The organism is Methylosinus sp. Ce-a6, from assembly GCF_009811655.1.
In the GTDB taxonomy this organism is placed as follows: Bacteria; Pseudomonadota; Alphaproteobacteria; order Rhizobiales; family Beijerinckiaceae; genus Methylosinus.
The window spans coordinates 1-22020 of the sequence record NZ_BGJX01000013.1 but is presented as its reverse complement, the minus strand read 5'-3'; the positions used below and the strand labels follow the sequence as shown (position 1 = coordinate 22020).

Annotated in this window: 21 protein-coding genes and 1 pseudogene; 11 read left to right on the top strand and 11 right to left on the bottom strand. The window is 60.7% G+C overall.

Annotated elements, in window-relative coordinates:
* Positions 1–9: 9 nt before the first annotated feature.
* Both Mspo_RS10220 and Mspo_RS10215 read left to right on the top strand, forming a co-directional pair.
* Positions 10–615, top strand: a complete 606-nt coding sequence (locus Mspo_RS10220; protein ID WP_159729386.1) for a hypothetical protein — start codon at positions 10–12, stop codon at positions 613–615.
* 19 nt (positions 616–634) lie between these two features.
* Entirely contained in the window at positions 635–1186 is a 552-nt protein-coding gene (locus Mspo_RS10215) for a hypothetical protein (protein WP_159729384.1), read from the top strand.
* A 164-nt stretch (positions 1187–1350) separates the two neighbouring features.
* Here the strand turns inward: Mspo_RS10215 and Mspo_RS10210 are convergent, their stop codons facing one another.
* Entirely contained in the window at positions 1351–1797 is a 447-nt protein-coding gene (locus Mspo_RS10210) for a hypothetical protein (RefSeq protein ID WP_024881887.1), read from the bottom strand.
* A 124-nt stretch (positions 1798–1921) separates the two neighbouring features.
* Complete coding sequence (locus Mspo_RS10205; RefSeq protein ID WP_210252809.1) at positions 1922–2773, bottom strand: hypothetical protein; 852 nt, start codon at positions 2771–2773, stop codon at positions 1922–1924.
* A gap of 94 nt (positions 2774–2867) precedes the next feature.
* Here Mspo_RS10205 and Mspo_RS10200 point away from each other — a divergent pair, with 94 nt between their 5' ends.
* Entirely contained in the window at positions 2868–3461 is a 594-nt protein-coding gene (locus Mspo_RS10200; protein ID WP_159729380.1) for a hypothetical protein, read from the top strand.
* A gap of 210 nt (positions 3462–3671) precedes the next feature.
* Here Mspo_RS10200 and Mspo_RS10195 read toward each other — a convergent pair whose 3' ends face one another.
* The 4 genes from Mspo_RS10195 to Mspo_RS10180 form a co-directional block, all read right to left on the bottom strand.
* The gene (locus tag Mspo_RS10195) at positions 3672–3842 is read right to left on the bottom strand and encodes a response regulator (RefSeq protein WP_210252808.1); all 171 of its coding nucleotides are present in this window, start codon (positions 3840–3842) and stop codon (positions 3672–3674) included.
* Between the two features lie 89 nt (positions 3843–3931).
* Entirely contained in the window at positions 3932–5014 is a 1083-nt protein-coding gene (locus Mspo_RS10190; RefSeq protein ID WP_201281675.1) for a sensor histidine kinase, read from the bottom strand.
* A gap of 254 nt (positions 5015–5268) precedes the next feature.
* The gene (locus Mspo_RS10185; protein ID WP_159729376.1) at positions 5269–5607 is read right to left on the bottom strand and encodes a hypothetical protein; all 339 of its coding nucleotides are present in this window, start codon (positions 5605–5607) and stop codon (positions 5269–5271) included.
* 84 nt (positions 5608–5691) lie between these two features.
* Positions 5692–5829, bottom strand: coding sequence for a hypothetical protein (locus tag Mspo_RS10180; protein WP_159729374.1), 138 nt, complete (start codon positions 5827–5829; stop codon positions 5692–5694).
* 923 nt (positions 5830–6752) lie between these two features.
* On the opposite strand from Mspo_RS10180, the gene Mspo_RS10170 reads away from it, so the two are divergent.
* On the top strand, positions 6753–7397 hold the full coding sequence (locus tag Mspo_RS10170; protein ID WP_159729370.1) for a hypothetical protein: 645 nt from the start codon (positions 6753–6755) through the stop codon (positions 7395–7397).
* 236 nt (positions 7398–7633) lie between these two features.
* Here Mspo_RS10170 and Mspo_RS10165 read toward each other — a convergent pair whose 3' ends face one another.
* Both Mspo_RS10165 and Mspo_RS10160 read right to left on the bottom strand, forming a co-directional pair.
* Positions 7634–7915 (bottom strand): type II toxin-antitoxin system RelE/ParE family toxin, encoded by a 282-nt coding sequence (locus Mspo_RS10165; RefSeq protein WP_036288787.1) that lies wholly within the window; start codon positions 7913–7915, stop codon positions 7634–7636.
* 3 nt (positions 7916–7918) lie between these two features.
* Positions 7919–8401, bottom strand: coding sequence for a hypothetical protein (locus Mspo_RS10160; protein ID WP_244613311.1), 483 nt, complete (start codon positions 8399–8401; stop codon positions 7919–7921).
* Between the two features lie 625 nt (positions 8402–9026).
* Here Mspo_RS10160 and repA point away from each other — a divergent pair.
* The 3 genes from repA to repC all read left to right on the top strand — a co-directional run bounded on the left by repA (position 9027) and on the right by repC (position 12830).
* Complete coding sequence (repA, locus tag Mspo_RS10155; RefSeq protein WP_036288781.1) at positions 9027–10244, top strand: plasmid partitioning protein RepA; 1218 nt, start codon at positions 9027–9029, stop codon at positions 10242–10244.
* Complete coding sequence (gene repB, locus Mspo_RS10150; RefSeq protein ID WP_036288779.1) at positions 10241–11263, top strand: plasmid partitioning protein RepB; 1023 nt, start codon at positions 10241–10243, stop codon at positions 11261–11263. Before repA ends, repB begins: the two co-directional genes overlap by 4 nt.
* A 232-nt stretch (positions 11264–11495) precedes the next feature.
* On the top strand, positions 11496–12830 hold the full coding sequence (gene repC / locus Mspo_RS10145; RefSeq protein ID WP_159729368.1) for a plasmid replication protein RepC: 1335 nt from the start codon (positions 11496–11498) through the stop codon (positions 12828–12830).
* A 41-nt stretch (positions 12831–12871) separates the two neighbouring features.
* Here repC and Mspo_RS10140 read toward each other — a convergent pair whose 3' ends face one another.
* From Mspo_RS10140 to Mspo_RS10130, 3 genes are read right to left on the bottom strand one after another with little or no spacing between them, the layout of a single operon-like run.
* A complete protein-coding gene (locus Mspo_RS10140; RefSeq protein ID WP_159729366.1) occupies positions 12872–13786 on the bottom strand; it encodes a recombinase family protein in 915 nt (304 codons plus the stop codon).
* Positions 13787–13789: 3 nt separating this feature from the next.
* Positions 13790–14284 carry a nucleotidyl transferase AbiEii/AbiGii toxin family protein gene (locus tag Mspo_RS10135; protein ID WP_201281674.1) on the bottom strand — a complete coding sequence of 165 codons (495 nt, stop codon included), beginning with the start codon at positions 14282–14284 and terminating at the stop codon, positions 13790–13792.
* On the bottom strand, positions 14281–14904 hold the full coding sequence (locus Mspo_RS10130) for a type IV toxin-antitoxin system AbiEi family antitoxin domain-containing protein (RefSeq protein WP_159729364.1): 624 nt from the start codon (positions 14902–14904) through the stop codon (positions 14281–14283). The genes Mspo_RS10135 and Mspo_RS10130 overlap by 4 nt, the downstream gene beginning before the upstream one ends.
* A 328-nt stretch (positions 14905–15232) precedes the next feature.
* Between Mspo_RS10130 and Mspo_RS10125 the strand changes: the two genes are divergently transcribed.
* The 4 genes and pseudogenes from Mspo_RS10125 to Mspo_RS10105 form a co-directional block, all read left to right on the top strand.
* The gene (locus Mspo_RS10125) at positions 15233–16351 is read left to right on the top strand and encodes an RHE_PE00001 family protein (RefSeq protein ID WP_159729362.1); all 1119 of its coding nucleotides are present in this window, start codon (positions 15233–15235) and stop codon (positions 16349–16351) included.
* 444 nt (positions 16352–16795) lie between these two features.
* A complete protein-coding gene (locus Mspo_RS10115) occupies positions 16796–20788 on the top strand; it encodes a chemotaxis protein CheB (RefSeq protein WP_159729358.1) in 3993 nt (1330 codons plus the stop codon).
* A gap of 325 nt (positions 20789–21113) precedes the next feature.
* Entirely contained in the window at positions 21114–21662 is a 549-nt protein-coding gene (locus Mspo_RS10110) for a DUF1403 family protein (RefSeq protein WP_159729356.1), read from the top strand.
* A 97-nt stretch (positions 21663–21759) separates the two neighbouring features.
* A pseudogene (locus Mspo_RS10105) lies at positions 21760–21936 on the top strand (GTP cyclohydrolase I); the annotation flags it as partial.
* Between the last annotated feature and the right edge of the window lie 84 nt (positions 21937–22020).

The following is a 22020-nucleotide window of genomic DNA, read 5'->3' as shown; positions in this document are numbered from 1 at the left end:
GGTCACGAAATGTCAGAAGCAGAGCGCGCCGCGCGCCGCATCGCCCAAGCGCTCGTCGTCACAATCGCAGGTCCGTGGACTCTCGTGTCGCAGCCCGCCGAAGCCGCTCCTCGGGAGAAGCTCGAAGTCATCGACTCGAGCACTCGTTCGGAATGGATTATAGACGATCGCGCCTGGGGTGGCGGCGTACGTTTCTATTTTCCCAATGCGAAACATAAATCCGGCCCGCCTGACCTGACGCCCAATTTCGCGCTCGGCTGCGACCGCATCGACCCCGGAAAGAGCGTTTGGCGATTCCTCGTCGAACTCGTGCCGCTAGGCTCCGACGCTTCGGGCGAGGAGGAAACCGCCAATATGAAGAACAAGGCGTATTACTTCGGCGCTCCGGGCGCGGCCATCCTTTTTGACGAAATGGACAAGGAGTTTGAGCGTGTTCCCATTCGAGCGACGGCCTGGGGCACATTGGAAACCGGGCGTCTGACGCGCGAGCAGGTCGAGAGCTTCACGGACGCGTCGCAGATCCGCGTCGAGACGCCGAGGGTCGTCTTCGATACGCGCGCGCTCGGGGCCAGTGGTCTCCGCCTGATGCCCAAGCTTCCCTGCGCCGCGCCGTGAGCGCGGAAGGAGTATCTCGATGTCGGATAGGCCGAAGCAAGTTCTCGTCGTCGTCCTCATGACGGCCTCACCCGCTTACGCCGCGTCGTCCAGCGTGACTGTGGACGAAAGCGGCATAGTGGTCGCCGGCGCCTGGGGCGCGCGCAAAGCCTATGCGCCTCTGGATGCGGCCGGTATCTTGCCGGGCTTCCTCGGCGCCTGGGCCATGCGTCCGGAAATCTGTGGCGAGGCGCAGCGCTCAACCTCGCTCCCGGACCGGAGCCCCAACGGATTCGTCTGGATCGCCGCCGATCGCATCTCCACCAAATCCGGCCCGCTCGTCGTCGCCAGCGCTTATGTCCGAGCGCCAAAGACGTCGACGCCGCGAGACGTAGAAGCCGCTCTGGCCGAGAAGCGCAAAATCGTCATTTCGTCCGAGAGGGAGCGGAACGCCGCCGAAATGCTCGTCGAACTGCGCCCGCTTCGGCAAAGCGAAAGCCATTTCTATCAGCTCAGCCTCTCGGACGAGAAGAAAACGCTCGTGATCGAGGAAGCCGGCCGTGAGCGCGTCACATTGAAACTTTGCAAATGAACCGTCTCATGCCCAATACGACGGGAGAATTTCGGAGGGTCGCGCCTCGCTTCTCGGAGCGGGACAATATCCGCCACTGCGCCCATACGCGCCGGCTGAGGGAAACGGCTGGCTGAATCGGATAGAGGCCGGCCGCAGCGTGCAAGCGCCCGCGCCGGCGTTTCTCATTGCCGGCCCGCCCAGCGAAACGCCAGCACCGCGGCCGTTTCCTTCGGAGGCGCATCTTCCTCGCCGCTCAAGGCGTAACTTATGGGGACCTCGATATCGAATGGCGGCTCGGGCGCCGCCTCGGGCGAAAGAGCGATGGGAATTCGGTAGGTCTGCCGTCCGTCGGCGTCGAGCTTGACGTCCCAACCCTTCGAAGCGCTCGTGGCGCCGCCTCCCGGGACACAGCGCTTCGCCACGAACCTGCGGGCCCTGGCGTCGGACAGATACGCGGATCGCTCGCAGGTCCATGGATCGATGCGGATCAGCGCCGTCTCCACCTGTGAGATCGCGCCGGAAGCGAACTCGATCTCGAGCCATTCGACTCCCTTGCCGGGGACCTCATGGACATCGACCAGTCGCGCCGTGAAATGCGGCATGCGAACGGTATCGCGCCCGGCCGCCATTGCGCCCCCGGCCGCAAGGCTGAAGACGCCGACGACAAAGCGGCATAGAAAAAGTTTTCGTATCGATATCATCCCGTGTCTCCCAAGAGACTTTTCCACTTGTGGCGCTGCTTCATACGCTGCTTTATCGACAGCGGACCAATCGCGAGACCGCCGACGGATAGGGCCGCACCGTCCGCCATTCGAGAACGGCGCTATCGGACGAAAGGGTGAACTCTTCCGTAGAATCCCATTTTCCTCCGCCGGCCGAATTTCGAGTGTTGATAATAATCGTGCGGCGCGAGCTCCCCATAGGGAGAACCCCGAGAGCGATCATTTCCCCTTCCGACTGATGCAGACCTTTGGAATCGATTGCGAGCACGGCGGTCGTTTCTCCCCCGGTGCAATTATGGGCCGAATAGGCCCATTTTCCATGATATTGTAGGGGAATCTCGTGCAACGGGCGCAGCGTTTCCGCAGCATCAATTCCCTCGGGCGGGGCCTCGTCCGAGACTCCGACAGAGAATTCCAACCGTCCGTTGCTCTTGTGGCGGTAGACGTCCAGCAGCAGCGACGGATTGCCGTCAACGATGGCCGCGCTCGTTTCCTTGTCGATCGTCAATACGGCGCCGGCGATCTCGACGCAGTGCGTCGTCCCCGCAAAATAAGCGTCGACGCTGTCGCCGTTCCGGCGCAGACCTCTTACATGGACGTTGAAGCGGTCCTGCTGGAGAATGGCGACCGCGTCGGACAAGGCTTCCCCCTTGTTGCTGACCTGATCCTCCGGCGCGATTTCCGTACAATATTCGGTGAGATAGTCGCGAGCTGCTTTATCGCAGCCGCCTGGTCCTGCAAAGCCGAGCGCAGACGGCCAAAGGCAATATGAACAGGCTAGAAAGCCGACCGTGGCGATTTGCCGCCATCGTCTTCGAGACATCGCCAGTCCTCGCGTCGAGCCATTCGATCCGTGGCTATTCCCGACGCCGCACGCGGTCAACATACATGAAGTACCGGTTCGCTTTTATGCTCAACTTCGACCCGCACCGACGATAGTTTCGACTGGCAAGCAGGATCTGACATGAGTGCGAACAATGTGCACCTTCTCTTCGACTTCGTTCATCAGCCGACTTTTGGTCGCTCTGACGCTGCCTCAAATTCTGTCAGCCGTGCCGGCATGGGGCGGCGCCGAAAATCCAATTGCTGAACTCGAACAGCATGAACTCGAACAGGCTGCGCTCGCGTGCCAGTCTCGGAGTTATAAAGAGTTGTTCACCACGATGATCCGGTCGGCAGCCGTGCGAAAAAAATACGCCGCGCCTCAGATCGATTATGAGGAACGCGGCAAAAAGAACGAGACGAGGAAGAGCGCGATTCCGAAAGAGAGCTACGACAAATTTCCGATCCAGATGTTCGATTTCTATTGGAAAACGACCGTCCCGGCGAAGCCCGGCGACAAAGAAGAATATGTGATGATGGAGTTCGACCAGAACCAGAGCAATCAGATTTCCGTCGAGTGGACGCGTGTGCATTACCGAGGACCGTATGTGGGCGAGGAGATTTTGGGGACGGCGTACGACCTCGACGGCAAAGCTTACCGTCGGGGAAGGCGAGTCGATGGCCGATTGCTTCTTGACCCGACCAAAGATTGCTGGGAACTCGTCGCGGATATTCGTTATGTCAAGTAAGCGCCGCGATGGCGATCGAGCGAGCCACGGCATAGTTGAAGGCAAATGCTCAGCGGATGCGGCTGGAACTGCGGCGCAAAGCGCGGGTGACGGTTTTGCAACGCCGCCGAAGACCGGGAAACGGGCTCTCACCTCGGCACATGATCGGTGCCTGCGGCCTTGCTGGTTTCTTCGACTCGATCAGAGACGGTGACGCCATTTTTGGGCACCTTAGTGGTCGAACGCCGTGACAAACACGACCGCCGGCAAAGCATCCGTAAGACCATCGAGCAATTCGAACCCGGTGCCGCCCGGCATCTGGGTGTCGAGCAAGAGGATGTCCGGCGCGCGCTCATCTACGAGCGCGCGGGCCTTCATGATATCCGCCAGCCTCATCGACATGACTTACCCAAGTCGAGCTTGTTCAACAAGCCGTGTCAGCCGGCGCCGGGCCAGCGGCTCATCATCGACTACAAGAACCGTCAGTTCGGTCATTCCGTCCTCCACGGCATATCCAATGCCGCCCGATAGACACCCGGTGCGGCAGGACCGGCCGAAAATCGCCCGTCATCCTGAAACCGCGCTCGAAGGCGGTCGGCGACATTCTTCAGCCCGACCCCCATGCCAGCGGGCTTTGGCCCGACCGTTTCCATCGGCATGTCGTTCTCGACGATCACGCGCAGCCGGTCGGTCTCACGACGAGCGGAAAGCGAAATACTGACCTTGCCGGCCATCGCGCCAACGCCATGCTTGATTGCATTTTCAATCAGGGGCTGGAGGATCAGACTGGGCACCAGCGCGTGACGCACATCATCCGGGATGTCGATATGGAAGGTCATCCGGTCCGAGAAACGCTCATGCTCAATCTCCAGATATTCCTCCTGCAACGTCAGTTCCTCGGACAGCCGGACATCGTGGAACGGGTCCAGCGTCAGCGTTGTGCGCAGGAACGTCGACAGCGACAGCACCATGCGCTCGGCGCGTGTCGCGGAGCCTTCTTCAATCAGTCCCGCGATCGAATTGAGCGTATTGAAAAGGAAATGCGGATTTACCTGATAGCGCAGCGCCCTCATTTGCGCGGAAAGGGCCTCTTCCCGAACCGCAGCCAATCGGCGTTCGCGGTCCCTGACATCGAAGCTGTAGAGAAGCGTCAGAAACACGATGGACCAGCCAAAGTACACTGCCCAGCACATAAACAGTTCTTTTATGTTGTCGCCGACGGAAAAGTTCAGATTATCCGCTACATAGAAAGTCTTGTAAAATTCCATTGTGAGAAAAAAATCTGCAACGGAAACGAACGCGGATATAAGGAAGCACATGATTACATTATAGATCATTCTATCTCCGCGCAGATACCAGACTGCGATCGACATTATCGAAAATGACAGGGGTCCTGACACGAGATTTACCATGCCGGAATGACCGACAAAGCTCTTCGAGCTATCTTCCTTCAATTCCGCTCCGGAAAAATATGCAGCTACGCCATAGAATAGCGCCGCCAGGAACAGGTGTGTTATTCCCAGCCTGAACGCTTCCCCGAAGAGGGATTTTCGTGTTGGCATTCCATCTTCCATCTGAATCGCCCTTCGATCGCCAGATCGGTATAGGGTGCCCAGCTAATTGATTTGTCATCAGCCAGCGTAGAACCGGTACATCGTCGTATTTGATCATCCTTGGCAACACGTCCACAAAGATGCCGGATGGTCAATGGACAGGTGAAAATCCCATGAAACTGGCGGGCGGCTTGGCCGCATTGGGCTTGCTTATTGTCGCCATGGTGATTTGCTTTCAGCACGACCTGAGGGGGTGGCCCAGGGCTGTGCAGTTCTTAACGAGCTCCCGCCATTTCGAGGGCCGCTCGGATATCGAGAGCGGCGCGCCATCTGGCGTTCTTGATGTTGTCGCAACCGTCGGCGCGCAGGAGATTATAGGCGAAGGAGCGTAACCGCGCGACGATGTCCGGGTTCTTGCGAATGCGCGAAGCGTCCTCCGCGAACGCCACGTCGCGCACATAATGGCTGCCGTTCTCGATGCGCCAATGGCCTCTGATCCATTCGTTCCAGCGCTCGGGCGTCGGGCCGGTCGCCGAGGACACCCAATAGACGGTCTCGGTGGTCTGCTTCAGGAGACCGGTCGCGGGACAGCGTCGGCAGACTGTGCGCTCCAATCGCGGCACGGTCTTGATGAACGGCTCCCACGCCGTATGGCGGAACCACGCCTTCGCCGGAAAGACGGTCAGCTTGCGCGTCTCTCAGCGATTGCGGCCTTTCGACCGGCTCGTCGCAGAGCCGCTCGGCTTGCGGCCTGCCGCGCCGAGCTCGAGCAGGCGACGCAGGCCTTGTTGATTGTCCTTCACCTGCGTCAGCAAGTGATTGCCGGACGCGATCACGCGTTCGAACAGTTTTATGGAATGGCCCGCCCCTCTTCCGGCGTCGTAGGCTCGCCGGAGGCTCAAACTGGAGGAGTGGGTCATGCGGACGACAATTTCCGTTTTGGGTATCGATATCGGCAAGAGCGTTTGCAGCCTCGTGGGCCTGGTCGTTTCAGGAAAAGTGGTGCTGCGGCGAGGGGTCAAGCGGCGGCCGCGGTATCTCGGGCGGTCGGCTTCGCTTCCGGTCCCTTGGGGCGCGTGGCCCCGATCAGCGGACAGAGTTTGAAATCTTCCGGCGGTGCGCCCTCCTGGCCGGCGCCGCTCGGCCCACTCAAGTGCATTTCGCCGCGATCGGCGTCAAGACTCGGCACATGCCCGTAACGCGCACGCCGACAAGATCCGCCCCTTACTGCATCGGTGAGGGGGCCCTGCCCCCGCTCCGACCCGTTGGTCGATCTTTTGCGCGAAGAACGGATGCTTCGGCGACGGGACTGAAACGAAGCCGCTCGTCGAAACCGGCGGGGGCGTCCGACGCGCTCTCGAAGGGCGCTTGCAGGCGCTCGAACGAAACAGAGGCGGGAAGACCTAAGCCCATTTTAATTCCGTGCAATTCACAATATATATCAAGGCATATCCAATTTGACTTGAGTGACAGAAGATATTTATTTTCCTTTCGCCGACCGGATCGAAATCCGGCGCCACGACAGCCGAAAGCAAGCCTCGGAACGGCGCCAGAGACGAGCTTTCGGGTCGCAAATCGACGAAAAGGCCTATCTTTCCGGCCATTCCCCCCCTCGTCACCTATGTCGCGGCGGTGAACTTTGGCCTTCGGATGCATGTTTAAACGGTCATAAAAACGCGTTCGCCGACCTGCGATGGACGCACATGTCTTCCCACGCTATCGTCATTCGGCGCGACACCATCCCGCTCAGAGGAACGACGTGGCAAAACGGCCCAATTCGCCCACGGCGACCGACGCCCAAGTGCTGGCGTTGCTCGATCGTTACCAGTGTCCCGTGCCATTCCACGAAGTCCGTGCGCGGCTCCTCGGCAACATCGCCAGCCCTTCCTCGAAGTCGCCAATCGAGACCGTGAAGAGCCTGTGGGGTGGTGAACTGCCTCCGTTCGACTCGATCGACGAAGCGAACGAACTCATCGGCGCGCTCGTCATGGGTCTGTGGAACCGATTGACGAGGCATCAGGAACGTAGCGATCCGTTCCGGCTGAAGCGAGTGCAGTCACGGGCGAATAGAGAGGAAATCATGTCGCTGGCGACCATGCGACGGCAGGAGCTGGATGGATTCGCGGAGGGGCTGTTCGGGGGCGCCGAGGAATTGGATCTGTCGGAACGGGCCGTTGACGCGATGACCGTGCTCTCCACGCTCCGGGCGATGTTCGTGGCCATCGAAGAGGTGACGGGAGATCCTACGAAGGCGGCGAATGAGAAGGATTTTGCCGAGACCCTCGATCGAATGCGAGAGATGACGCTCACCGCCGAGAAGTCGATCCATGCCGTGGTTCTTGCTTGCAAGCGCGCCCGGGCTTCAGATTCAGCGGGGCTTGCGAAGAGGTCGACTTTACACTGAGGCGGCAGGCCGTGAGCGGCGGCCCTGAAATCCGGAGGCGAAGCGCTGGCGCACGTAAAGGGCGCTGGTTTGTCGGTTGTTTGCGCTCCTGTAGATCTGCGCGAGCTTCGCAAGTATGCCGGGCTAACTCAGGCGGAGATGGCTCGTCTCAGGGGATGAGACTGTCGGGCTATCCGCCGACTCGCCCGTTGGCTCATCGGCTCAAGGGCCAACCGTTGATAGACGTTCGAACCATTTCATGACTTCGGCCACTGTTGCGCGCCGTGCAGTACGCGGACCAGCTCTACGTGTGTCTCGGCGACGCGATAGACGACGATAAATGGCGTGCGTGGTACGAGCAGCTCGCGTGTGCCGCTCAGGCGGCCGGGCCGCCCGGAATTCGGAAACTTTCGTAAGCGTTCGACTTGAGACTCGATTTCATCCCACATCGCGAGCGCGGCTCTCGGCTTGTCCTTCGCGATGTGCTCGACGATACGGTCTAGGTCTTCACCGTAGCTGTCGCGGCGAAACAGGCGCACGCGCTAACCGTTGTGTTCGGCGGCCCGACGCGCAATCTCGGCGCGTTTTTCGGCCGCCCGTTTCGCCCATGAGTCTTCGTCTAGGAGTCCGATCTTGCCGGCGTCGATCCTGTCGAGAGTGTTCTGCACCTCGGTACGAAACCACATGTCGTGCTCCGCCGCCTCGCGCTGCTTGCGTAACCGTTCGGCCTGGTCGGGGCGTCGGCGTGCGCCGGGGTCTGGTTCATAGGCTTGCGCGTCCACCTCGAAACGCACGACGCCGAGCTCGTCACGCACAAAGGCTGCCGCCGTGGCGAGGTTACGCCAGAGGCGGGGTTTGCGAGCGCGCTGGGCGGCGATGGCGCGCTCGAGGATGCCGTAGCGTACAAGGACGGCCCATCCGCCCTTCTGGCCGAGGACGGTCGCACCGCGAACGGCATGCGCCTCGACGAGGCTCTGAACGGCTTTGCCGTCGATGATGTCGGGGACGGCGGGTCGCTGCGCCACTTTTCGAGCCATGGGTTCTGAGTGTGATGGGGTGGATTATTCAATAATCACGCCCGTATGTCCAGTCGGTCCATTATGACCTGGGTGAAATGCGCTAGGTGGCATCATGCCGAATTGCCGCGCGTCGATAGTTCGGCGGTCGCACGCGGCTGAGCTGAACCGTAAAAACCCGTGAGACTACGGTTGAAGCGTACGATATTTCAGCGGGCTGGGCGCGTCTCGTGGGCGGTGACGGCGATGGATTTCGAAGGAGAGGCGTCGTCGACCTCGGCACGAATAAGGGCGTCAGGATCCTCACCCCGCGTCATCGCGTGATGGATGATATTTTCGGCCGCCCGACTTCTGGACCGGCGCTTCCCCTCCCCTCCCCTCCCCTTTCGACATCGGGAATCATCGAGGTCGTCGCGGATTAATCTGCGGGCTGTGGGCGTTCTGTGTCCCCTTGGATAGATAGGGTTCGTTCGGGACTAAGTTACGGGCAAAACTCCTTGTTCTCATCGGCGGGGCGTCGATTAGCATTCCGTTAACTCAAAATCGCTGGACGTGTTTGGAGAATCGTGGCTATGTCTGACGCTCTAGGGGCGTCAAAGCGCCCTCTGACCGTCACAGGAATGCTGGAACGTTGATGACAGCTTTGACCTCGGCCAGCGTAGCCGGCGAAGACGCAGTCGACAAGATTGTGCATCACGCCGAGATTTTATCTACACATCTTCAAGATGTGCGCGAACGCATGTACCCACCTAGTGCAGAAAAAGGCCTCCGGTACTTCATGACGAATGAGGTATCCAAACTCACATCGATCCCTGAATCCACTTTGCGAACGATGTCGATTGAGGGAAAGGGCCCCGCGCCCGCCCGTCTCGATAACAACCATCGTGCCTATACTCTCGCTCAGATCAATGAGCTGCGGCAGCTATTCGCGCACCAAAAGCCTGCGGACGCTTTGCGGTTTCTACCCCGCCGCCGTATCGGCGATCACCTTCAAATTTTGGCTATCGCGAATTTTAAAGGAGGGAGTGCAAAGACCACAACCAGTGTGCACCTCGCTCATTACTTGGCGCTCCAAGGCTACAGGGTCCTTGCAATTGATCTCGATCCGCAGGCCTCTTTATCTGCAATGTTCGGTGCCCAGCCCGAAGTAGATGTTGGCGAAAACGAAACGGTCTATGCAGCGCTACGTTACGACGAGCGACGTCGACCCCTACGCGAAATCGCTCGAAAGACCTACTTTTCCGGTATTGATCTGGTTCCTGGCAACATCGAGGTCATGGAATATGAGCATGACACGCCTCGGGTGCTAGCAGAGAAAACGGGCAACTTTGGCACAGTATTTTTTGAGCGTCTTCGCTCTGCGATCGCGGAAGTTGAAGACGATTACGACGTCGTGATCCTGGATACGCCGCCATCGCTAGGCTTTTTAACTCTGGGAGCGATTTATGCAGCGACGGGGATGATCGTAACGGTCCATCCCGCGATGTTGGATGTCGCGTCCATGAGCCAGTTCCTTCTGATGATGGGGGATCTTGCGATCGTTATTCGCGACGCAGGCGCGACCCTTCGCCAGGATTTTTTCCGTTACTTGATCACGCGTCATAATCCAAATGATCTACCGCAAACAGAAGTTGTGACGATGCTTCGGCATCTCTTTGGCAGCGACGTGCTTGTTCCGACAGCGATTGAAAGCACAGCGGTCGAGGCTGCGGGACTAGCGAAGCGCAGCCTCTATGAACTGGAGCCAGGGCAGATAAGACGAGATACATTTCACCGAGCGCGCGAATCGATCGACGCGGTGAATGAGCGGATCCTTGGGCTGATTACGGAGAGCTGGGGACGAGCGGCATGACCAAGCGCGAACCACGAAAATCTATCATCGCAAATTTCGGCTCCCTCTTAAGCGATCAGCCAGGATCATCTGCAGGCAGCACCGAGGAGTCCAGCGTCGGCGGCAGGACCGTAGCGCGTGTGGGTGCGGGTGTTATAGGCGCGACCCAAAGAACCCTCACCGACATTAGGGAGGAACGGGACCGGCTACGCGCTCAACTTGAGAGTGGCAGCGGACTAGAGGTCGATCCTGATCTAATCGAACCTTCGCCATTTCCAGACCGGCTCCCAGACGACTCTGAGGAGGACTTTGAAACGTTCAAAAGACAAATCGAGGATGAGGGTCAGAAGATCCCCATTCAAGTCCGGCGCCACCCCGGTTCCCCCGGGCGCTATCAGGTTGTCTATGGGCATAGGCGGTGGCGGGCAGCCAAAGAACTCGGCCGTCCCCTCAAATGCATGATCGTGGACTATTCGGACAGCGAACTTGTTGTCGCGCAGGGAATCGAGAATGCGGCGCGACAGGATTTGACGTGGATTGAACGAGCTCTTTTCGCTTGGCGCATGGATGCCGCTGGGATCAAGGCTAGGGATATTCGAGCTGCTTTGGGTATTGACGACCCTGAGCTTGCGCGGTTCCGCTCTGTTTGTCGGGCTATCCCGGAAGGGATTCTTGAGGCGATCGGCCGAGCTCCAAAAGTAGGACGACCTAGGTGGGTCGAGCTTGCGGCAGCTTTGACAGCGGATCCGAGCGGTTTGGCCAAAATCGAAAAAACCTTGGCAGCTGACAAGGTCTTGGGGACTCGATCTGACGACCGATTCCGAATCGTGCTTGGAGCATTGAAGGCATCGTCAGCCGAACAAGGACGGGATGTTCAATTACTCGCAAAGTCTGGGAGGGCCATCGGCAAGGCGACGTTCAAAGGTGGAGACATCAGATTTAGCCTTGCTCGCGAACACTCTGAGGCGTTCTCAGAATTTTTGAGAGGAGAAATTCCACACATCGTGGAACGATTTCTCGCGAGAGAAGAGGAGGCCTGAAAGCGGACCCATGCTCGAGAAATGCCCGATGGAGTAAGGCCAATTTGAGCGCAATTTAGAGGAAGCAACCTAGACGCAAAAGAAAAAGGCCCCCGAAACCAAGTCCCGGAAGCCCTTCTCGTTCTGTAGCAAGCCGAGATTCTCACTTCCGCGAATCACTGTCAAGCGTCTCGTGAGAGACTGACGTCGTTTCGGCGAGCGGATTTCTTTTGCCTGAGCGAGGCAAAGGATCATGCAGACACGTCCAACGACGCCCTTCGGGCGGCGGCAGCTGTCGCTCGCCATGGTGGCGAGCCAGACCGCGACCGAAAATTTCGCCGCCAAGCCGGGCGCATCCGAAACCGTCGTCCACAAATGGCGATTGTTTCGCGCGCTCACCGAAGCCAAAGAGTTGCTCGGCGTCACCGACCGAGCGCTATCCGTATTGCACGCGCTGCTGAGCTTTCACCAGGAGACAGCGCTCTCTTTGCCGGAGAAACATTCGACGTCTGCCGAAGCGGGTTCCGCCAGCGGCGGCATCGTCGTGTTTCCCTCGAATAAGGAACTCTCGATCCGCGCCCATGGCATGGCTCCGGCGACGTTGCGGCGGCATCTCGCCTGCCTGGTCGACGCCGGCCTGATAATCCGCCGTGACTCTCCGAACGGCAAACGCTTCGCCCGAAAAGGGCAGGGGGGAGCCATAGAGGACGCTTTCGGCTTCGACCTCGCGCCGCTCGTCGCGCGTTCGAGCGAAATCGAGAACCTCGCCGAGGAGGTGCGGGCCGAAAACCGTGCGATCGCGCTGCTGCGCGAAAAGATCACCCTCACCCGGCGAGATATCGTCAAGATGATCGAGACAGGATTGGGGGAGGGCGTTTCGGGCGACTGGGACGACGCGCACCAACATTACGCGACGCTCTCGGCGTGCTACGGGCGGGGGCTTTCGCGTGCCGATCTGGAGGCTTTGGCTGGCGAACTCGCCGCGCAGGCGGCCGAAATCCACAAGACGCTGGAAACGCACATAAAAGCTCAAAATATGAGCGGCAATGAGTCTCATATTGAGCGTCACATACAGAATCAAACAACAAACTCTTCTGATCTTGATCCTAGCCTTCAAGAAGGCAGGGCCGATCCATCCGAGCTAAATCTCGAACAGGGGAGGGGGCCGATCCAGCGAGCGCCGGAAGCATCCCCAGAACGCTCTCGGACTGCCGATCCCAAGCCAGCGCATCGAGCCTATCCGCTCGGAATGGTGCTGGAGGCCTGTCCAGACATCGTCGATTACGGCCCGAGTGGCGAGATTTCATCCTGGAGAGACTTAGCGGCGGCGGCGGCGACGGTGCGCTCGGCGCTCGGCGTGTCGCCAGACGCCTGGTCGCAGGCCTTGGACGTCTTGGGCGAGCATGACGCCGCGATCGTCATCGCCGCGATCCTGCAGCGCGGCGAGGAAATCAAAAGCGCCGGCGGTTATCTCCGCGTTCTGACTGAAAAGGCGAGGGCGGGGGAGTTCTCGCTCGGGCCCGTGCTGATGGCCCTGTTGCGCGGCAAGGCCGCGAAGGCGGCGCGAGAGCGCAAGAGAACGGGGTGACGCGAGGTGTGTTTCCGGACGAGCCTCGGCGGTCCGCTCGCTCACAGCTTTTCGGCGTCGAGCAATCGGAGCTTTTCGGCGCGATCGAGCAGGCTTTTGACGGAGGAGGGCGCCCAGCGCGTTCCGCCGCGCGGCGTGCGCTCATACATGGCCTCGAGCTGCGCGCCGATTTGCGCGAGCGTCAGATCCGGATTGGCCCGTTTAATCCCGGCGACGAGCGTTACCAGGCGCTCGCTGCTGACCTTTCGGCTGGCGGCTTGATGGAGGAGGCGGGGCTCGATCAAACCCTCGGCGACGAAACATTTGACTGCGCGCTTCAGGCGCTCGACGGTCCATTGGGGCAGGGGAGCGCCGCTGACGCCATCGCGCTTGGCGTTGAGCACGCGCACGACATCCTGCCAGCGGTGATCCGGGCGCATTTGCCGGACGACCGGTAGCCAATGTTCGGCCGTTCGATTGACGCGCTCGAAATAATTCGCCGCCTTGGCGTCGACGATGCGCTGGATGGCGTCGCGGTCGCCAGCCCGCAGTTTTGGATTGCCGCCGATGCGGCCGCGCTTTTTGGCGGCGCGCAAGCCGTCTTTGGTGCGCTCTTGGATCAGGGCGCGTTCCAATTCCGCCACGGCGCCGAGAACCTGCAAGGCGAAACGGCCCTGCGGCGTCGTCGTGTCGATGGGATCGGCGAGCGATTTGAAATGCGCGCCCTTGGCGTCGAGCTCGGCGATCACGGCGAGGAGATGCGACAGCGAGCGGGCCAAACGGTCGAGCCGCGCGACGACCAGCACGTCGCCGCGGCGCACCCGCGCCAGCGCCTTGGCCAGTTCCGGCCGCGAGGCCTTGGCGCCCGACATGTGCTCGCGAAAAATCTCGACGCAGCCGGCCGCCTTCAGCACATCGGTCTGCGCGTCCGTGACCTGATCCTCGGTCGAGACGCGGGCGTAGCCGATCAGGGGCATGGGTCAATCTCCCCAAGGCCCGCCGACTGGCCATTTTCCAAGACTGGTCTGTCCGTCAGCGGCGGCCAGAAAGACCGGCATCAGAAATGCGGCGATCGACGGGATAATTTGGTTCAGCGGCCCCCGCGCCATCGCGACCTCGGTGCGCGGAAGGAAGGCTTGCCACTGCGTTTGCTGCACCGGATCCGCGGCGAAGGTCTCTGAAAGTCCGAATGGAATTTCGATCGGCGGCGTTGTTCCGCGGCGCTCTGGGTTGCCGGCGCCGAGAAGATCGATGTCGCCGGTCGCGCGATAAGGCGTCAGCCCCCACAGGCTGAAGGGGATAGGGCCTATCAGGATGAACCGTTCTCGATGCTCCGAAACGCTCAACCGATACAGGAGCTTTTCGATCGCGTAGCGGGTGAGGATCAGCTGAACATTCTCACCGGCGGCCCGCGCACGCTTGGTCAGGCGGTCTCGTAACGAGGCCCGGAGATTTTTGAGCGGCTCTCGTGTCACGAAAGCGCCGCCAGATAGGGTCGCATGACATTCTGGACGCGATCGATGGCGGCATAACGCCAGATTTCGTCGCGCGTGGCCCGCTTTTTCGTCAGGCAGTCCCGTAGCGCCTCGATAGCCACGTCGAGGCCGATTTTGCCGCGATACTTGAAACAGTCGGCCACTGTTTTCGCTGGCGATGTAATGGGGACGACCACCCGATCGACAAGCTGCTGCTCGACTCCGGCTTTCAGCGCCTCACCGCTGGCGCGAAGAATCTTCAGTGTGACCGGCGGTCGCCTCGGCGCCCATGCCTTTGAGGGCAGGAGCATCCAGACCTGGGACGGAAGCTGGGTCGTCAGTTCATGATACTGGAGGGCCGACAGCAGTCCGATGACCCCGGAAGGAACGGATTTGGCGGCCTCGGCGAGACTATGGTGTGCGCTGAATTGGCTGTTGGCGAGTGCGTAGAGTCCCCGTCCGGGTTGCGTGAGCAGTCCCTCGTCTCGGAGGCGTTGAAGGTAGATGCGCGGGATTCCTGCTGCTTCGAAATCCCGCGAACGAGCAATCCCACGGTCGCGAGCGACGGCGAGAACGAGTTCCCTGAGGTTTTTGGCCTGGATCGCGGGCGTCAGTTGCATTTGTCAGGTTGATATCACGAAACACCTAGAATCTGCAACATATGTTGCAGAATTGGAAGACATTACAAATCGGTCGTTTGAAAACGCATCCGAAGCCCCGGATTGGGCGGTCGAGCGTTCGGAGTGGTTGGACGAAAACGCCGGAAAATGGGCTTTCTCTTCGATTTTGGGCACAGAAAACCCGCCTTCGGAACCGTTCTGAGGCTCGCTTTCGGCGACCGCGGCGACGCATTTTCGATCCGGTCACCCGGAGAGAAAAAGGCACCTTCTATCACTCAAGCTAAATCCCATTTACATTGATAATTGTCTTGATTCGCGCGGAATTAAAATGGGATTAGATCTTCCCAGCTCTGTTTCATTCGAGCGCCTGCAAGTGCCCTTCGAGAGCGCGTCGGACGCCCTCGCGCGTTTCGACGAGCGGCTTCGCTCCAGTCCCGTCGCCGAAGCGTTCGTTCTTCGCGCGCATTTCCACGACGCCTGCGCCGCCTTGTGGCGCGCGGGCGAATTCGTGCAGGTCGAAGACCTCGTGCTTCATGACGCCGGAACGGACGTGCGCACGCCCACGCACGAACTCGTGCGGGCCCACGCCGTTCTCGTCACGCGCCGTCGCATAGCTGATCGCGAACCGGCGTGGGCGTTGACGACCGATGGCCTCGCCAGTCTGCGCGGTGCATGGAGACCGCACGGCGCGGTGTGCGAGCCAACCACTGGTTCGCGCACCATTGGCAAAGACGCGGCGGAAGAGGAGTTGGATGAGGGAGACGGCGAGACGATCAGTACAGGAGAGTTCGACGAAATCGATGAATTGCTGGCGCGAACGTCACGTGTGATAGAGCGAACCGAGCCGGCTTCGCTGAAGCGGGACGACTCTGGTTTGGTTTACGATGAAGATTGGGACGAGGAGGCCCGCCTCGCGGAGTGGCGTGAGCGTCTGGGCCGAACTCAGAACTTTCCGCCCTTGATGGCCGCAAGCGTCGCGCTCGACGCTTGGGAAGAGATCGAGCCGTTACAGCGCAGCGCTTGGCTGGGCCCCTTGCTCGCTGCGGCCTTGCTACGTTCCCGGGGAAAGACCCGGCACTATCTCACCGCGCTTCATTCGGGATTTCGACAGGCCAAATATCGCCGAGTTGGGCGGGATGATTTTGAATCGCGATTGCTCGCGTACGCGTACGCGATCGAAACTATGGCGAAGGCGGACTCGAAGGAACTCGACAGATTGACGCTCGCGCGGGAGCTCCTGCTTAGAAAATGCAAAGGCCGAAGAGCGCATTCGAGGTTGTCGCAACTCGTCGATTTGTGTCTGGCTTTTCCGGTCGTCACCGTCCCTTTTGCCGCCAAGGAACTCCGGCTCTCTCAACAAGCCGCGACCACGATGATCGGCGAACTCTCGTCGAACCTTCGCGAGTTGACCGGACGCGGGCGATACAGGGCGTGGGCTGTCATTTGAGGAATGGAGCGCATTGGTCGCTCGCTGGCGAGATCTTGCTGGCCGACACGCGGACGCGTTTCGCCGGCACGATCCGCGCGGCGGGCGTGCTGCGCGCCGCCGCGTCCGAGCCGCCGCCTACCGAAATGCGGGAGCTGACAGTGATTGTCGAGGCAGAAATCATAGAAACGCCGTGCGGCCGCCGCCTGTGGCCTCATCTCGCTGCGTCCCCCGCAAATCAACAGGGAAGGTGAATTTTGAGCCTCGACGCCCGGCAACCGCCGAGCTTTTTCAACAGAATCGACCCCAGTGCGGACGTCCCCACCTCGACCAGAACGCGACGGTCGAGGTCTTTTCCGGTTGACCAGCGTCCCGCCTGGGGAACAGATATCTCTTGAAGGCCGCGCTGGGTTTCGGCGGGCGGTCTGGCGGGGACCGATGCCACAAACGGAATCTTCGCCCCCGATGATCGTGGGAATTGGCGCTTCGGCCGGCGGGCTCGAGGCGCTCAAGACTCTGCTGCCCACCCTGCCGAGCGACAGCGGCTTTGTTTTTGTCATTGTCGTTCACCTGCAGGTTAGCCAACCGAGCCTGCTGGCCGAGATATTGCTGCCCTTTTCCTCGATGCCTGTCTCGCAGGTGGCCGAAGATTTGGAGGTCGAGCCGAACCACGTTTACGTCATCCCGCCGGGCTACAATCTTTCCACGATCGACAGTCACCTGCGCCTCTCGAAAATCGAGGAGCGTCGCGAAGAGCGGGCGCCGATCGACCATTTCTTCGAAACCTTGGCGAAAGCTCAAGGCGACCGCTGCGTCGGCGTCATTCTGTCGGGAACCGGCGCGGACGGCAGCTTCGGCCTCAGGAAGATCAAGGAGCACGGCGGCCTCACGATCGCGCAGGACCCTAAGGAATCGCAGTTCGACTCCATGCCTCGGAACGCCATTGCGACCGGGCTTGTCGATTTTGTGCTGCCGCTCGAGGACATGCAGTGGCGCATGGTGCGCTTCGCGACGACCCGGCCTCGCATTGAAATCGCGGAACCGCCGGAAGGGGCGCCCGCGCGCGATCATCAGCTCTTGCAGAGCGTTCTGGCGGAAGTTCGGACGCGGACCAATTTAGACTTTTCCAAATATAAGAGGTCGACTGTGCTGCGCCGCATTCGGCGGCGCATGCAGTTGAATCAAAAAGAGCTGCTGGAAGATTATCTGGATTTCTTACGTGGTGACGCGACCGAGGCGCAATTGCTGGCCGAGGAGTTCCTGATCACTGTCACGAGGTTCTTCCGCGACGCCGAGGTCTACGACTATCTCGAAAAGGAGATTGTTCCGCGATTGTTCGAGGGCAAGACCAGCTTGGAAACGATCCGCGTCTGGTCGGTCGGATGCGCGACGGGCGAAGAAGCCTATAGCGTCGCCATGCTGATGCTCGAACAGGCTGGACGAGTGACGGCTGCGCCGAAGATCGAGATCTTCGCCAGCGACCTGCATGAGCCCTCGCTGCGCCGGGCGCGAGAAGGAGAATATGCGGACTCGATCGAGGCTGAAGTCTCCCCGGAACGCCTCGAACGGTTTTTCGTGCGAGAAGACACCAACTACCGCATCCGCAAGGACGTGCGCGAAATCGTGGTGTTCGCAAATCATAATCTCCTTCGCGATCCCCCCTTTTCCCGCCTCGACCTGATCATCTGCCGCAATCTCCTGATCTACCTTCAGCGCGAATTGCAAAACGACGTCATCGACCTGTTTCATTATGCTCTCAATCCAGAGGGATTGCTTCTGCTCGGCCCCTCCGAGTCGATCGATCGGACGGCCTTGTTCCAGCCCAAGAGCAAGCAGCACGGCGTCTTCGTGCGTCGCAACGTGCCCGCGCCGGAGCCCCGATTGCCGGTGTTTCCCCAGACGCTCGGCCGCCTCGGCCGCTTCGATGCCCCGAGCCTGCGTTTGGAGCCCACCCTCAGTTACGGCGCCCTGCACCAGAAAATGGTCGAGCGCTATGCGCCGCCGAGCCTGCTCGTCGATCAGGACTTCCGCATCGTTCACGCCTCCGAGCACGTCGGGCGATATTTGCAGGTTCCTGGAGGCGAACTCTCGGCCAGTGTCTTTCGCCTTGCGCGCGAGGAGCTGCGAGTCGAGCTGCGGGCGGCCTTGCACGCGGCGGCCCGGAATGGCGAGAGCATCCACTCCCGCCCTGTCGCGATCGAGCTGGACGGCAAACCGACGCAAGTCGTCGTCCATGTGCGGCCGTCGAAAGACGCCGAGCTGGGTAGTCTGCATCTCGTGATCTTCGATGAATATGAGGCGTTCGACAGCGCGCCGTCCGTTCCTCTCGGCCCGGAGGCGGCCGAGGCGCGGGCGGAGCTGGACGCGACCAGGGAGCGTCTGCGCGCCGTCATCGAGCAATACGAAACCTCACAGGAGGAAATGCGGGCGGGCAATGAGGAGTTGCAGTCCATCAATGAGGAGCTGCGCTCCACGATGGAGGAGCTGGAGACCAGCAAGGAAGAGCTGCAGTCCATGAACGAGGAGCTGCAGACCGTCAATCAAGAGAATCGGCACAAGGTCGAGGAGCTGAGCCAGCTCACCGGCGATCTTCAAAACCTGATGGCGGCGACGGAAATCGCCACGTTGTTTCTCGATCGAGAGCTACGAATCCTGCGAGTGACGCCGCGCGCGCGCGATCTGTTCAATGTCCGGGCCAGCGATAGCGGCCGCCCCATCACGGAACTGCGCCACCGCGTCGGATACGGCCAGCTCCAAGAGGACGCGCTGGCCGTCCTCGGACGATTTGTGCCGATCCAGCGGGAAATCCAGAGCGAGAGCGGCGAGTGGTATCTGACGCGGATCGTTCCTTACCGGTCGTCTTCCGATCAGATTCAAGGCGTGGTGATCACGCTGGTGGAGATCACGCAGCTGAAGGACGCCGAGCTCACGGCTCGCAACAGCGAAGAGAAATTCCGCGCCCTCGTCGCCGCCTCCGCCCAGGCGGTCTGGTCCACCGACGCCGAGGGCAAAGTCGTCGAGGACTCGCCGAGCTGGCGCGAATTCACTGGACAAGCGCCGGAGCAAATGCGCGGAATGGGTTGGGTCGATGCGGTACACCCCGACGACCGCGACCAAGTCTCGACAAGCTGGCAAAATTGCATCTCCACACAAACGCCGCTCAACGCCGAGTTCCGCCTACGATATGCGAGCGGCGGCTGGCGCTTTGTGCATTCGCGAGTCGTGCCCTTGCGCGACGGAGCCGGCAAGTTGCGCGGCTGGGTGGGCATGAGCGCCGACGTCACGGACCGAAGGGCCAAGGAGCTCGCGCAGCAGGAGGCGGAAGTGTTGCGCCGCGCGAGCCAGCGCAAAGACGAATTTTTGGCCATACTCGGTCACGAACTTCGCAATCCGCTGGCGCCTTTGCGCAACACCATGGTGCTTTTCGCAAAGCTGCTTCCCGACCATTCCGAGCTTCGACGAATTCGTGAAATTGCAGAGCGGCAAGTTTTGCATCTGACCCGCCTCGTCGACGAACTGCTGGACGTGGCCAAGATAAGCTCGGGACAGATGGAGTTGACGAAAAAGCGCGTCGAGCTGCGCGACATCGTCGACGCCGCGATCGCCAATGTCGATTTCACGATCAAGGAGCACCGCCACGAGCTCGAGGTCGAGCAGAGCTGCGCGACGCTGGAGGTCGAGGGCGACGATGTCCGCCTCGTTCAGATCTTCTCGAACCTTCTCGATAACGCCGCCAAATACACCCACGAGAATGGACGCATTCGCGTTTCCCTGAGTCGAGACGGTCACGACGGCCTCGTATCGATCAAGGACAATGGAATCGGCCTGTCTCCCGAATCCCTGACCCGCATCTTCGACGTCTTCTCGCGGGTCGAGCCGTCGGGTCGAAATCATATCGCCGGCTTGGGGCTCGGTCTCACGCTGGTGCGACGTCTCGCCGAGCTGCACGGCGGCGCTGTGAAGGCTCGCAGCGACGGTTTGGGAAAAGGCGCGGAATTCCTCGTGACGCTGCCTCTCGCCGAATCGGCTGGCGTTGTCATGGCGGTCGACGAGAGTCCTGACCTCCCTACGGCAGGACGAACCATCCTGCTGGTCGATGACTATCGTGATGTGCTCGACAGCATGAAGATGCTGTTGGAAATGGAAGGTCACAGCGTTGCAATTGCGTGCGACGGGCGCAGCGCCCTGGAGAGCGCCGCCGAACACGCGCCCGACATCGTGTTGCTGGACGTTGGCCTGCCGGATATGGACGGTTACGAACTGGCGCGACGGTTGCGTCGCCTCGAAGCGACATCAAAGTCTCTGCTTGTCGCTACGACGGGATTCGGCCAGTCGAAAGACTACGAGCGTTCCGCCGAGGCGGGCATCGATTACCATCTCGTGAAGCCTATCGATCTCGATTCTCTCAGGCAGATCATACGGAAATCACCGCTCCTGTCGATTGGCGGTTCAAAATGAGACTTTGGGATACGGCGTCGAACTCGGGCATTTCATGTGAGACTTTAGCGGGCTAAGTCTCGATTGAAAGGGTAAGGCAGCGCGCGAATTTTCTTGGGCGAAGCTGGCATCGCTCTCGAAAATGCCTCGGTCGATCAACCGGTCGACGAGTTCCATTTTGAGTGCCCAAAATGTTTGTGCCAGTCTCGATTGAATTGCCTGGGTAGGCACTTCAGGCTCAGCCATCTCATTGAAATCATTCAATGGGCGAGTCCCGCCTTGAAATGCAAATCGACAGCTGGGCGCGGCTCGCGCCGGGGGCGCACAATTCTCCGCCGGCGTCGGCTTGGCGTTCGTAGATCAGGTCTCGCGGAACGCGCCGCCCTTCGCCGGCGCACTGCGCGCCACGGCGGCGTCCGCGTCGACGTTGCGCTTGCGCGAGGACGAGGCCGCCTTGCGCGACCCCGAGCATCTCGCCTGCGCCGGGCGCCCGGCGAGGCGGGACACGGCGGCTCTAGCCGCCGACGCCGCGCGCGGGCCGCCCGCCGGCGTCGCGCTGGCGCGGTCGCTGCCCGCGACACGGCGCGCCGAAGCGGAAATCCTCGCCTGGTGGGCGGCCGATGTGGCGCTCGCCGAGCGCCTCGGATGGGAGCGGCCGGTCGCGGTCGCCGCCACGACGCTTCTGCGCCCGGAGCTGCGCGCCGTCGCGCCGAAACTGCGCGCCAAGGGCGCCGGCCGCGTCGTCGCACTGCCGCTCGCCGACGACGCTCTGTCGCCGGCCTGCGCGGCGCGGTCGGCTCGCCTCATGCCGCTCCGGCAGCTCAGCCCCAGCCAACCCGTTGGAATCATGCAATGGGCGAGCCCCTCCTTGAAATGCAAATCGACACCAGCTTAACTGCGAGCGCCGTTCAACGCTTGCGATCAGACGTTTTCCCGGTCGAGAGGACATCGCGCTACATTGGCGATGCCGCCGATGATTTAGAAAGGTTCAAATGGCTAAACCAACTCAGGCTGACGCCGAGGCCGCAGTCCGAACGCTCATTGAGTGGGCCGGGGATGATCCAGAACGCGAAGGACTGCTCGAGACGCCGGCCCGAGTCGCGCGGTCCTACCGCGAACTATTCGCCGGCTATGCGAGCGATCCCCGCGATTATCTGCAACGTACCTTCGCGGAAGGGCGTTGTTGCACGGAGGTGAGTTGGGACGGAATTCGCCCTTTGGCGCGGTGATTATGCGAGGCGCACGAACTGTGC

What these genes read in the sequence shown, in the direction of transcription:
- Mspo_RS10220 (WP_159729386.1), top strand. Translation starts at nt 10, where the DNA reads ATGTCAGAAGCAGAGCGCGCCGCGCGCCGCATCGCCCAAGCGCTCGTC.
- Mspo_RS10215 (WP_159729384.1), top strand. Translation starts at nt 635, where the DNA reads ATGTCGGATAGGCCGAAGCAAGTTCTCGTCGTCGTCCTCATGACGGCC.
- Mspo_RS10210 (WP_024881887.1), bottom strand. Translation starts at nt 1,797, where the DNA reads ATGGCGGCCGGGCGCGATACCGTTCGCATGCCGCATTTCACGGCGCGA.
- Mspo_RS10200 (WP_159729380.1), top strand. Translation starts at nt 2,868, where the DNA reads ATGTGCACCTTCTCTTCGACTTCGTTCATCAGCCGACTTTTGGTCGCT.
- Mspo_RS10195 (WP_210252808.1), bottom strand. Translation starts at nt 3,842, where the DNA reads ATGTCGATGAGGCTGGCGGATATCATGAAGGCCCGCGCGCTCGTAGAT.
- Mspo_RS10190 (WP_201281675.1), bottom strand. Translation starts at nt 5,014, where the DNA reads ATGGAAGATGGAATGCCAACACGAAAATCCCTCTTCGGGGAAGCGTTC.
- repA (WP_036288781.1), top strand. Translation starts at nt 9,027, where the DNA reads ATGACAGCTTTGACCTCGGCCAGCGTAGCCGGCGAAGACGCAGTCGAC.
- repB (WP_036288779.1), top strand. Translation starts at nt 10,241, where the DNA reads ATGACCAAGCGCGAACCACGAAAATCTATCATCGCAAATTTCGGCTCC.
- repC (WP_159729368.1), top strand. Translation starts at nt 11,496, where the DNA reads ATGCAGACACGTCCAACGACGCCCTTCGGGCGGCGGCAGCTGTCGCTC.
- Mspo_RS10140 (WP_159729366.1), bottom strand. Translation starts at nt 13,786, where the DNA reads ATGCCCCTGATCGGCTACGCCCGCGTCTCGACCGAGGATCAGGTCACG.
- Mspo_RS10130 (WP_159729364.1), bottom strand. Translation starts at nt 14,904, where the DNA reads ATGCAACTGACGCCCGCGATCCAGGCCAAAAACCTCAGGGAACTCGTT.
- Mspo_RS10125 (WP_159729362.1), top strand. Translation starts at nt 15,233, where the DNA reads ATGGGATTAGATCTTCCCAGCTCTGTTTCATTCGAGCGCCTGCAAGTG.
- Mspo_RS10115 (WP_159729358.1), top strand. Translation starts at nt 16,796, where the DNA reads ATGATCGTGGGAATTGGCGCTTCGGCCGGCGGGCTCGAGGCGCTCAAG.